At 38.6% G+C, this 11,636-nt stretch carries 11 protein-coding genes; 9 read left to right on the forward strand and 2 right to left on the reverse strand.

From position 1 onward, the window contains the following. Positions 1-453: 453 nt before the first annotated feature. The 7 genes from QLG01_RS04315 (at position 454) to QLG01_RS04345 (ending at position 5,397) form a co-directional block, all read left to right on the forward strand. Positions 454-1,332 carry a VacJ family lipoprotein gene (locus QLG01_RS04315; protein WP_225995796.1) on the forward strand — a complete coding sequence of 293 codons (879 nt, stop codon included), beginning with the start codon at positions 454-456 and terminating at the stop codon, positions 1,330-1,332. Positions 1,333-1,441: 109 nt separating this feature from the next. Beyond that, complete coding sequence (gene gigA / locus QLG01_RS04320; RefSeq protein WP_192834179.1) at positions 1,442-2,410, forward strand: RsbU family protein phosphatase GigA; 969 nt, start codon at positions 1,442-1,444, stop codon at positions 2,408-2,410. A 102-nt stretch (positions 2,411-2,512) separates the two neighbouring features. Continuing rightward, positions 2,513-3,034: an anti-anti-sigma factor GigB gene (gigB, locus tag QLG01_RS04325; RefSeq protein ID WP_002117273.1), complete on the forward strand. Its 522-nt coding sequence runs from the start codon at positions 2,513-2,515 to the stop codon at positions 3,032-3,034. A 26-nt stretch (positions 3,035-3,060) separates the two neighbouring features. Then, positions 3,061-3,885, forward strand: coding sequence for a carbon-nitrogen hydrolase family protein (locus QLG01_RS04330; protein ID WP_282495918.1), 825 nt, complete (start codon positions 3,061-3,063; stop codon positions 3,883-3,885). A gap of 14 nt (positions 3,886-3,899) precedes the next feature. Next, positions 3,900-4,274, forward strand: a complete 375-nt coding sequence (locus tag QLG01_RS04335) for a DUF4951 domain-containing protein (RefSeq protein WP_004794496.1) — start codon at positions 3,900-3,902, stop codon at positions 4,272-4,274. A gap of 165 nt (positions 4,275-4,439) precedes the next feature. Beyond that, positions 4,440-4,877, forward strand: coding sequence for a MarR family transcriptional regulator (locus QLG01_RS04340; protein WP_107880782.1), 438 nt, complete (start codon positions 4,440-4,442; stop codon positions 4,875-4,877). An 88-nt stretch (positions 4,878-4,965) separates the two neighbouring features. Further along, positions 4,966-5,397, forward strand: coding sequence for an organic hydroperoxide resistance protein (locus QLG01_RS04345; RefSeq protein WP_202745097.1), 432 nt, complete (start codon positions 4,966-4,968; stop codon positions 5,395-5,397). Positions 5,398-5,454: 57 nt separating this feature from the next. Here QLG01_RS04345 and gspE read toward each other — a convergent pair whose 3' ends face one another. Then, positions 5,455-6,945 (reverse strand): type II secretion system ATPase GspE, encoded by a 1,491-nt coding sequence (gspE, locus tag QLG01_RS04350; RefSeq protein ID WP_049837851.1) that lies wholly within the window; start codon positions 6,943-6,945, stop codon positions 5,455-5,457. A gap of 96 nt (positions 6,946-7,041) precedes the next feature. Between gspE and QLG01_RS04355 the strand changes: the two genes are divergently transcribed. Both QLG01_RS04355 and QLG01_RS04360 read left to right on the forward strand, forming a co-directional pair. After that, positions 7,042-7,863: a hypothetical protein gene (locus tag QLG01_RS04355; RefSeq protein ID WP_004794502.1), complete on the forward strand. Its 822-nt coding sequence runs from the start codon at positions 7,042-7,044 to the stop codon at positions 7,861-7,863. 9 nt (positions 7,864-7,872) lie between these two features. Continuing rightward, positions 7,873-8,790, forward strand: coding sequence for a mechanosensitive ion channel family protein (locus QLG01_RS04360; RefSeq protein WP_282495919.1), 918 nt, complete (start codon positions 7,873-7,875; stop codon positions 8,788-8,790). On the opposite strand, the gene QLG01_RS04365 is transcribed toward QLG01_RS04360, so the two are convergent. Continuing rightward, positions 8,780-11,584 (reverse strand): DUF2339 domain-containing protein, encoded by a 2,805-nt coding sequence (locus QLG01_RS04365; RefSeq protein ID WP_282495920.1) that lies wholly within the window; start codon positions 11,582-11,584, stop codon positions 8,780-8,782. The two genes, QLG01_RS04360 and QLG01_RS04365, sit on opposite strands and share 11 nt — an antisense overlap. Positions 11,585-11,636: the final 52 nt, after the last annotated feature.

An 11,636-nucleotide genomic window follows, 5' to 3' on the forward strand; every position in this document is an offset into this window, starting at 1 on the left:
CGATCAATCAATCAGTAAAAATCCACACAAGTTGTTCTTCAATTCTCTTAATGATCTTCTTCCTGGTTCGTCACCAGCAAGCTAGGTCGGCTATATTACTCTTAATCTCTTAAAAGTCAACAGGTAATTTCGATATTTTTAAAACTTATTCTCAAAACTAACTTCTCATCAAATTCATCACTTAAAGCAATCAACTTAATTCCAAGTAACTGTTTTTCAACAAGTTCTTATCTGCATCACCGCCGATGGATGTGCATTATAGACCATTAAATTCCTTTAGCAACCCCTTTTTTAATTTAATATTATCACATGTTCGTTTTTTAGTCATTTTAGCATTTTATCTATATTATTTGATCAATTTTACCTTGATAATAGGTTATCAACTTTGTATTAAAACATATCTCCACCCAACTGCACATTAAGTATTAGCCTGGCTGGCGGTTAAGGAATTATATGAATTATTCTAATTTAATTTTACTAAGCGTGTTATCTGTAGGTGTTTGTACCTCTATATATGCTCAAGAAAACACGGTAAGTGAATCTACTAATGCGAGTTCATTAGAAGAAACAGGGCCAAACCATCCCCGTTCACAAATTATTAAAGATCTAAAAAATATTAAAGTTAAAGATTTAAAAATTAACGCAAATGCAGCTCAACCAGATCTTGTCAAAGATCCTTTGCAATCATTGAATCGTCCAATTTATTCTTTTAATGATATGTTGGATCGTAATTTTTTGCGTCCAGTTGCCGTTCAATATAGAGAAAAAACCCCAGAAGATGTACGTGGCTCTTATCGCCAATTCCGTAAAAATCTTGGTGAGCCATGGAATGCTGTCAATCAGCTTATTCAAGGCCGTCCTGGTCGTGCAGCAAAAACTTTAGGCCGATTTACAATTAACACCTTAACCACTCTAGGTTTGGCTGATCCTGCAAGTCGCTTAGGTTTACCAACTGAAGAAGAGAATTTTGGTGTAACTCTTGGCTACTATGGCGTTCCTTCTGGCCCATTCCTTATGTTGCCTTTTTTTGGTCCAAGCACCTTACGTGATGGTTTTGGTTTAGCAGTAGATGCTCAAGCTCGTCCACAAAAATACGTTATGGATGATCAAGAAGGTCTTTATTGGTCGAGTAATCTATTGCAAGCCGTGGATACACGTGCTCAATATCTTGACTTAGATCAAACCTTACAAGGTGATCAATACGCTATGATTCGAGATTTATACCTCCAGCGTAAAGCATTCCAAATTGCAGAGAAAAAGGGCGATTCTGCCGATGTGTCTTTCATTGATGATGACTCAGAAGATACACCAGATGAGAATCAAAACCCTTAACATGAAATAAAGGTGTTGCTTGGATTAAGAGTTCGGCAATACCTTGATTTTGATCATACATACTCTATGATGAATAAAGTGATCATATAAAAGGACTACCATATCTTCTATGTATTTTATTAAACCGACACGCTCTATTCCTTATTTAGAGCAAGCTTTGGATAAACTGCCAGGCTTACAAGTCATTAACATAGATGATTTAGATTTATATGATCCAACCATCATTGCAATTGCAGATGTACAAGATTTCCTGACTTATAAATGGAATTTGCCAACGGTCGTAATTGCTTTTGAACATGAAGGTACCGCTTTAGCGCATGCATGGGAAGCAGGTGCTCTTGCTGGCTGGGTGTGGAATCAATTACCTAGTGATTTAAATAAAGCCCTATCAAGAATTGATGCTCAATATAAGCGTAATCAAGATAGTCGTGATTTACCTTCGGCTGCTGAACTGCAAAAACGATTATTGCCTAATCCAATTGATCTATTAAATTATGAAGTCGAAACTTTCTTTCAGCCTTCAGCTTATCTTTCCGGTGATTGGTACGACTATTGGAAATTAAATGATAAAGAAGTTTTATTCTATCTTGCTGATGTTTCAGGTCATGGTGTAACCAGTAGTTTATTAACATCATGGATGGCAGCATTTCATGGTCGCTCTAAGACCCCAAGACAATTAATAAAAAAATTAAATGGGATGTTAGTTCAAGAGAATATCGAAAAGCACATTACGATTGTGGTGGGTATTTTAAACCTCGAAACACATACTCTTCGCTGGTCAAGTGCTGGGCACTATCCTCCTCCTATCATTTTTGAGCCTAATCAGGCACCGAAGATTCTAACAACGAGCAGTTTCCCACTAGGTTTAACTGATGAACTTGAAGTTGAAGAGCATACTTGTACATTAAATCGCCATGCTCGCTTCATTGTTTGCTCGGACGGAGCCCTCGAACCTTTTGATGGCGGTTTAAACGATCAGTTCCAACAATTGGTCCATCATTTGCAAAATCAATCATTTCAAGCACCCGATCATGTGGCCGACGATATTGCCATCTTCAGTCTTTGTCGAATGAATTAATTTACGAATCAATTAATTACATAATATACGACTTAAGGACTCTTGAGTCTGGGATGGCACTATGTGATAATTTTTCTATCCTTCTCTGAAAATGGCATTTATATGTCAACAGGTCATGTTGAATATGCAAGTTTAAATGGAACGCATATTTTCAAACTTATTGGTGAAGTGCGAGCCCATTCTTGTATAAGTCTAGACAAACTTTTAAACAGAATTGAACAGCAAGAGAATGTTGTAGGTGCAATCGTTGATTTAACCCAAACAACATTTATTGATAGTACTGTATTAGGCATCCTAGCTAAGCTGGGTTTAAAGCTTAAACAGACTCATCATATTCAAGCTGTGATGCTATCTACCAATCCAGATATCACAACCTTAGCCAACAGTATGGGGCTAGGGCAGGTTTTTGTCATTTTGAATTATTGTGGTGATCCTAACGTTTGCACATTAACGTTAACAGATGAACAAATCACTCATAATGCAATGCTAAGAACTGTTCTGGATGCACATAAGACATTGATGAAACTCAATGCAAACAATCAGAATATGTTTGAGCCACTTGTTAAGCAGTTACAGAAAGAACAAGATACTCTTGAACAGGTATCGGACAAGCAAAATGCCTGATTTTCAACACTAAGCCGGATTAGAATATGACCCTCGTTTCTGTTGCTCAAATGAACTCTCAAGATGATATTGAAAATAATTTTCAAGTCATTGAGTCATTGATTCAACAGAGCAAGGCACAAAATGCCAGTTTGATTGTTTTCCCCGAAAACTTTGTATGTTTTGCGGCTGGAAAACAACGTGAAACTGCTGAGCAATTTGAATCTATTCAACAAAGGCTTGAGAAACTCGCACATCAATATCAAATCTGGATTGTGGCTGGCACTTTACCCTGTCCCTTCCGTCCAGATGGATCCACTATTCAAGATGGTCGCGTCCGAACTGTTAGCCTCTGTATTAGCCCTGAGCGTACAGAAGCGCGTTATGACAAGATCCATTTATTTGATGTACAAGTGGGTGATGCTGTCGGTGGTTATCAGGAGTCTCGTTTCTTTGAACCGGGAACAGACGTAGTAGTCACATCTACCCCTTTTGGCAATATTGGCTTAATGGTATGTTATGACTTGCGTTTTCCAGAGCTTGCTCTAACGCTAAGACAACAAGGCGCTCATATTCTTACTGCCCCTGCTGCATTTACCTATACAACTGGACAAATGCACTGGGAGCTTTTGTTACAAGCTCGGGCAATGGATAGCCAATGTTATGTTTTAGGTGCAGCACAACAGGGCTGGCATGGTGAAAAACGACAGACATGGGGACACTCTGGGGCAACTGATAGTCGTGGCCAAATTTTAAGTATGATTGGATATGAAGGAAATGGTTTAATTACTGTGCCCTTTGATCTAACAGCGCAAGATCTCGTCCGCTCTTCAATGCCTCTAATGACACACCGTAAATTAATTCACTATTAAAAGTTTAATTATTCATGTGGAAATACTTATTTAGCTTTTTTTGCTTGGGGGCAAATATTCATTGTTATGCTGAGTTTGGGACAACGAATCATTTCGTTTCACCAACGGCACAGCTCAAATCAGATATTCTTCCCTCCACTCCTAAAGATATTCCTTTGCCTGCATTTGGCCAGAGAATAATTGGATGGGGAACGGGTGCAGAAGGCGCAAGACAACGTTTAGAAAATATTCAGCCAGCAGATGTTTCTATGATTAAAAAACAAGGAACAACGCTTGAAATGATTACTGCATGGCAAGATTTTTATGAACAAGAGCAACAACGCAATGCAAATAATCCTACCGCCAAATATCGTGCGCGTTTAATGAAAAAAATTGCAGATCTGTGGTAGATAATTTTATCTAAAATATTTTTATGTTATGGAATAATTGGATTAATTATTCCATTTTTTATGTCTCTTAATTTACTTTATTCATAACCTATTCTGATGAACATTTAAGAAACTGAATAGAACGCGATATACTACAAAAGCAATATGAGTTTCTTTGAGGAATATATGGACCAAGACTGTCAAAACTTAAAGCTTGAGAATCAATTATGTTTCCTCATTTATTCAACAAATTTAGCGCTTAATCAACTCTACAGAAAACTTCTCGCGCCTTTGGGGCTTACCTACCCCCAATATTTAGTGATGTTAGTTTTATGGGAACAGGATGAAGTGACTGTTTCAGAAATTGGAGCTAAACTTTTTTTAGAATCATCCACCCTCACTCCTATCTTGAAAAAGTTAGAAGCGCTGCATTTGCTTCATCGTACCCGCTCAACTCAAGACGAGAGACAAGTGATTATTACACTTAGCGATGAAGGAAAAAAATTAAAAGATCAAGCATTGGATATTCCCGCAGGCGTACTAGAAGCAAGTTCATGTGACATGACAACACTATTAGGCTTGAAAGATCAACTTACCAAACTCCGTACAAACCTAGTTAAATAAACAGCAATTTTTTCAAAAAATATACTTGTCAAAATAATTAAGTCGTGTACGATATATTTGTATTCAATTTATTTTAGGAATAAAAACGATGTCATTAGAAAAAGTTGTTTATCGTGCAAAAGCTAAAGCAACCGGTGGTCGTGATGGCCGTGTAACTTCATCTGACGGTGTATTAGATGTACAACTTGGTGTACCTAAAGAAATGGGTGGCGCTGGTGGTGCCGTAACAAACCCTGAGCAATTATTTGCAGCTGGCTATTCAGCATGCTTTTTAGGAGCTTTAAAATTTGTTGCAAACCGCGATAAATTTAACATTAGTAAAGATGCTTACGTAGAAGGTGAAGTAGGTATTGGTCCAATTCCTACAGGTTTTAGCATCGAAGTAACTTTAAATGTTTACTTAGTGGGTATGGACCGTGAAGAAGCTGAAAAATTAGTTGCAGCAGCTCATATTGTTTGCCCATATTCAAATGCAACTCGCAACAATATTGATGTAACTTTTAATATTGTGACTGAATAAGTTTCGATATAAAAAAATGCCCGAATCATATCGGGCATTTTTATTACGTGTTACAGATTAGACTTCGCTTGCCTCATTGGTTACTCGAAGCACTTCTTCAAGTGTCGTTTTACCTGCGAGTACTTTGCGCAGACCATCATCACGAATTGAACCTGAATACTCACGAGCATGATTTTCTAATTCATATTCAGCCGCATTACCATGAATGAGACGACGCATCGGTTCATCAACTGGTACGATTTCATAAATGGCTGTACGTCCATTAAAGCCTAAATGTGAGCAATGATCGCAGCCTTTGGCTTCAGGTAACTGCAACAATGGTTCATTATGAATATGTTGAAAAACCTGTTTTTCAAAAGTATCAGCTTCACGCCATGTCATACAATGTGGACATAAGGTACGAACCAAACGTTGAGCAATCACCCCAATTAAAGAGCTTGATAATAAGAAGGGTTCAATCCCCATATCTTTAAGTCGAGTAACCGCGCCAATAGCTGTATTGGTATGTAGTGTCGATAAAACCAAATGTCCAGTTAACGATGCTTGTACTGCAATTTCAGCCGTTTCCAAATCACGAATCTCACCTACCATCACCACATCTGGATCTTGACGTAACATTGCTTTTAAAGCACGAGCAAACGTCATATCCACTTTGGTATTGACTTGTGTTTGACCAATGCCTTCAAGTTGATATTCAATCGGATCTTCGGCAGTTAAGATGTTGCGCGTATTATCATTTAGATCAGATAAGGCTGCATACAAAGTCGTTGTTTTCCCCGAACCTGTAGGCCCTGTGACTAAAATAATGCCATGAGGACGATGTACTAACTGAGTTAAACGCTCATAGTCATTTGCCATTAAGCCCAAGTGGATCATATTAAGTCGTCCAGCTTGTTTATCGAGCAAACGCATTACGACCCTTTCGCCATGTGAAGATGGTAAAGTCGAAACACGAACATCTACTTCTCGGCCAGCAAGGCGTAAAGAAATACGTCCATCTTGTGGCACTCGCTTTTCTGCAATATCGAGTTTTGCCATGACTTTAATACGTGAAACTAGCAACGGTGCCAACTCACGGCGCGGCTGTACAACTTCACGTAATTGACCATCTACACGTAATCGCACAGATAATTTCTTTTCGAAAGCTTCAATGTGAATATCAGAAGCCCCTACTCGAATTGCCTCTGAAAGTAGTGCATTAATCAGACGAACAATTGGAGCATCATCTTCCTGATCCATCAAATCTTCTGTCTCAGGAACCTGATCAGCCAAACTTAATAAATCAGGATGATCTTCTAAACCTGCTGCAACTTGTTGTGATTCCCCTGTATCGCCAGCATAGCTTGTACTTAAGAGCGTATTAAATTCTTGTTCAGTACATAATTGGAAGTGAGCTGGCTTACCTAGAATTCGTCTTGCTTCCTGCAATGCAATTTTTTCAGTATTTTGACGTCTAATAATAAATACTTGATCACCGTCATAACGAAATAAAACACCATGACGCTTGGCAAAACTATATGGAACTTGTATTTGTTTCAATATTTGCATCACAATTTATAATGATGAGTAAGATGATTTTGAGTGTACTCTAAGCAGATTACAGCGTGAAGTCTGTTTAACAACTCGGTAGAGGAATTTTACGTCTTGTTTGAAAATAATGAATATCAGCCTCGCCCCCAGAATTCCTTAAAATGGTGGGGAGAACAGCGCTTTGAAATTAATCAGTCTAAAGCATGGCAATTTGGTTCAATGCTTTTTCGTCTAACGCGCGGTATAAAAGAATGGCGTATCGAATATTATCGCCCATCTCTTCAAGATGATAATGAGCAAGATTGGCATCCAATTGCCGATCCGAATTTTGCCTTTCCGCATACTGTTCAAGTAGAACGCTACATGTTTCGGAAAACTAATCCAGAATTTTTACTTATGCCCCGTCTGGCAGACCGTTCTGTGGTCATTAAACCCGTTGATCCTATCTACATTCCAGCAGGTCAACGCGGAACTCTTTATATTAGTACACCCCTATGGATTGCAGGTTTAGTTGAAAGTCAGCATGAGCCTTTGTTTGAGATTCCTGTGATTCAACCTAAAGATACGTGGTTTGGTCCAAATGCCCAGCAAGGTGAAATTTGTTATGCCACGTCTGTAGATGGGCGTACCGATTTGAACCTGTTAACACCACGTGCTTTTCGTGCGGTTACACCAATTGATTTTCACAACACCAGTAATCATCAATTGCGTTTTGACCGCATGAACGTGCCCGTTACCGCTCTGCCTCTTTTTTATAGTGAAAGTACTGGCCGTTTATGGACTTCTCAAATTAAAGTTTATTATGAAGGTTCTGATCGTCCTGCACGAATTCGTATTGAAAACCGTACGCCTCCTCTTGCTGGTGAAGTGACCTATGTTCACCCACCACGTTCACCTGGTGGAGCATTATTCAATATGTTTGATTCATTCTTTTAAGAGGTTTATATGGCTGATACAAGTATTCCTAAGGATATCGCTGATAGCCTCACAAGCATATTTACCAATATCAATACCGAACGTATTAGTGAAATTTTAGTCGGTGTTGTGCTGTGTTTTATTGGTTTTGTTCTTGCCCGTATTATTTCAAATACATTTATTAGAACCATTGGCTCACGTTTTAATGCTCATCAACGTCTGGTGTGGCGCCGCGGTATTTTTTATTTTATTTTCTTACTCTTCATTATGACGAGTTTAAAAGAAGCTGGTTTTAAACTCAGTGTATTTCTTGGCGCGGCAGGGATTTTAACCGTAGCGCTTGGTTTCGCATCGCAAACATCAGCCAGTAACTTAATCAGTGGTTTATTTTTGATTGGTGAAGGTTCATTTGAAGTCGGTGATACGATCCAGATTACGCTCATTCGTGGAAATACAATTGAAGGTGAAGTGATCTCGATTGATTTGCTTTCAGTTAAGCTACTTACATTAGACAATGTCTATATTCGTTTGCCAAACGAACAACTCATTCGTGCTCCCGTGCACAACTTATCTAAATACCCAATACGTCGTATTCCAATTACGCTCGCAATCAACTTCCATGAAGACATCATTAAAGTTCGCGAGGTTCTACTGAATGTAGCAGCTCATTATCCTCTTGTATTAGATGACCCAAAGCCTGCTGTTACAGTGACCGCATTTAGAGAATCATCAATTGAGCTTTTATTTACAATGTGGTGTCGACAAGAGAACTCTTTAAAAGTTCGAGATGAGATGCAAGAACGAATTCGAAATGGATTTTTAGATAACCGAATTGAAATTCCTGTTCCTAAAATGGGTTTGATTGATCGACCATCTAGTATTTTTGCTAAAGATGATATCGATCAATACAGTAATCAAAAAGAATTAAATCGAGAGCCTAAAGCTTAGGCTCTTCATTTTTCTGTACAGCGGATGATGGTGGTAATGGCGCAAGATAAGCAATAATCAACATTACCCCGCCCGCGCCAATAAATGAAATGACTCGAGTTAAAGTCGCACTTTGCGATAGATCAAGCAAAATCAGTTTTAATACCACAATCCCTAAAAGCGCAGCACCTACAAACCATAATTGACGAATCATTTTTCGGCTAGAGAATGTAGTTAAAATAAATGCCAAGATTACCCAAAGCAATGTCAGACTTAACTGTACTATTCCATTTGTCCAAATTGCAGCACTCCAGAGTGGTGTTGCCCAGTAATAGTGCAAGCCTCTGACCACCACACTACTGAATACCAACAACCCCACTAGAATTGTTGTAATTTTAAAAGTCCACTCCAGTGATTTATCTTGATCAAAAGTATGCTGATAAATAATAAAGAGTAGACCAGCAAATACTGAAATTGAAAGTAAGTCAGTTAAGTTAATCAAAGGAACAAAGTAAAGGTACTCAGCAGAATGCCGGTCTACACTCACTACTAGCAACCAAAGTAGACTTAAACACCACACTGGAATTTGATGTAGCAATGTGCTCTTATGAAACTTATACGCCCAAAGGAAATAAACCACAGGAACGAAAGCCAGAGCAACAAGTGGCATTTGTGGAAATATTGCCAAACCAACCGTTGCTAATGCCAACCAGCTCAAACCAGACCAGACCTTCAAAGATCCAAACTGACCTGATTGAGGTTGAGCCATAATGAATAAAGCACTAAGAAGCGTTGCTGCGATTAGGAAAGTACCCTGCTGTAATATACTCGGCCATTTAAATATGCTGAATACTTGACTAGTAAAGGCTTCACCTAGAATTAACAATAATAACAGGCCAATTAAACCTAACTGTAAACTCTGCCATTGAACCCTTAGTTTGTAGTGAACCACTACACTAAATATTGATAATAATAGTATCGCAATCATCAAATATGGGCTTAAGCCATGATGTTGCCATGTCAAAATTTCTATACCAGCGATAGCACCTGCATACATACCTAAGCATAAGAAAATGCCACTAAACATGCTGGCACTAAAATAGTGTTGCTCTTTACTGTTGTATTGCAATAAATAATAGGCTGAAATGAATTGGGCAATTGCATAAATGCTTGTACTTAGCGTCGGGAACTCTGCATTCGCCCAAAATTGATAAAACAATGCAACCGAACTGAGTAAAACTAAAATTACACCAATATATCGGCTCAAACGGTAGCGCTCAGTTACTCCCCATACAATGAGGGCCGTACCTTGAGCAACCCAACCAATCGCAGTCCAATGTGCCCCTTTTGCGAGTGGAAAGATTAAGGCGAAAAATGCAACGGCGAGGATGAAAAAGCTTTTTGCAAGAACTGAAAGTTGAGGATGGGTCTTTTTGATCCAGAAAGTTAATACCGCATAAGTACCAGCCAAAACAGCAGCACCAATCGTCAACGCTTGAGTAGACTCATGGACTAAATAGGCATGTAGCGTAAAGCCTAGTACAGGCACACTAAAAATAAGACCAACATCTAAGAGCGGAGGTAAACGAATGCCTTCTTGTTGTTCACGTGCTGAAACTCGAGATATATTTTGGCTATAACGGACACTAAGCCAAATAAACAGAGCTATATGTAGCCATAAAATCCAGTCTAATGTGTCAAATTTTGCTGGTTCTGCATAAAAACCTATCGCGCTACCACCAATAAACATCGTGGCAAAGAAAGCAATCTGATTTAAGATTTTCCAAGGCTGAATAAAATTAACCGCAGCAACTGCTAAGTTAATTACCAAATAGTAGCTGAATAGGAAGACTACATCTGGACGATATTGTGGAATAACTAAAGGGGCTGCATAGGCCATGCCGAGTGCTAAAATTGCCAAATAAATAGCTTGTTGTTTTAAACTCAGGAATACAGTAATAGCCAATAATATCGTAAACAGAATACTGGCTGTAGTGAGATTAGCAATTACACTAAAATGATGCGAGAACACGAGTGTTAGGAATACAACAGCTAGTCCCACACCCTGCAATGCTACAGCAAAAAGCTGATTTTTCTTTTGCAAGCTATATCCAAATGCCGTTAATACACCTCCAGCAATTGCAATAAAACCAAGTTTCACACCTAAACTAAGTTGCCAGTGCTCACTTGCGAAACGCAATAACAACACCACCCCAACCATCAACACAGCGACAGCAACTCTTAAAATTGGATTACCATGAACCATCCAGTCGACTGCTGGTTGCCACCATGTACTCTGTACATGGGCCGGTTGTTCTGTTTCATTTAAAATTGCCGTTTCAACAGGAATTAACGTGTCTGTAATATTGGAATCAACTTGCTCTACCGCTGGATTTATAATTTCTGTTTGTAGAGTTTCATTTACATGAGCAGTTTGTTTTACTGACTCGAGGTATAACAGTCGAGTATGAAACGCACTAATTGTTTGGACTAAGCATAACAATAAAACCAGTAATGCCCCACCAGCAATCCACATCCAGTGATTCATATAAGCAACTAATGCAACCAAGGCGGCCGCATAAATTACTATTGTTTGCGTATGAATAGAATAAAGTGGTTTTTTCTGCTGAGAAAACTGTTGTTCTAAATGAGTCAGACGCTGATGCAGATTTGATAATAACTGAACCAGTATTACCACGAGTGCAATAGATAAAGCAGCAACAGCACTCTGAAATTTAAAACCAATTGAAATGGCTAAAAACAAAGTCAAAGCGATCAAAACGATGATCATTCCCTGTTTGTCTTTTTTATACATGGGCTTAGCAATATGACACCTTCATTACATGCCATCTTACTTCAAGCCAATA

This window comes from Acinetobacter sp. V89_4, from assembly GCF_029967875.1.
GTDB classification, from domain to species: Bacteria; Pseudomonadota; Gammaproteobacteria; order Pseudomonadales; family Moraxellaceae; genus Acinetobacter; species Acinetobacter oleivorans.

Excerpts from the sequence above, each read along its gene's own strand:
- QLG01_RS04315 (WP_225995796.1), top strand. The coding sequence starts at position 454 with ATGAATTATTCTAATTTAATTTTACTAAGCGTGTTATCTGTAGGTGTT.
- gigA (WP_192834179.1), top strand. The coding sequence starts at position 1,442 with ATGTATTTTATTAAACCGACACGCTCTATTCCTTATTTAGAGCAAGCT.
- gigB (WP_002117273.1), top strand. The coding sequence starts at position 2,513 with ATGTCAACAGGTCATGTTGAATATGCAAGTTTAAATGGAACGCATATT.
- QLG01_RS04330 (WP_282495918.1), top strand. The coding sequence starts at position 3,061 with ATGACCCTCGTTTCTGTTGCTCAAATGAACTCTCAAGATGATATTGAA.
- QLG01_RS04335 (WP_004794496.1), top strand. The coding sequence starts at position 3,900 with ATGTGGAAATACTTATTTAGCTTTTTTTGCTTGGGGGCAAATATTCAT.
- QLG01_RS04340 (WP_107880782.1), top strand. The coding sequence starts at position 4,440 with ATGGACCAAGACTGTCAAAACTTAAAGCTTGAGAATCAATTATGTTTC.
- QLG01_RS04345 (WP_202745097.1), top strand. The coding sequence starts at position 4,966 with ATGTCATTAGAAAAAGTTGTTTATCGTGCAAAAGCTAAAGCAACCGGT.
- gspE (WP_049837851.1), bottom strand. The coding sequence starts at position 6,945 with ATGCAAATATTGAAACAAATACAAGTTCCATATAGTTTTGCCAAGCGT.
- QLG01_RS04360 (WP_282495919.1), top strand. The coding sequence starts at position 7,873 with ATGGCTGATACAAGTATTCCTAAGGATATCGCTGATAGCCTCACAAGC.
- QLG01_RS04365 (WP_282495920.1), bottom strand. The coding sequence starts at position 11,584 with ATGTATAAAAAAGACAAACAGGGAATGATCATCGTTTTGATCGCTTTG.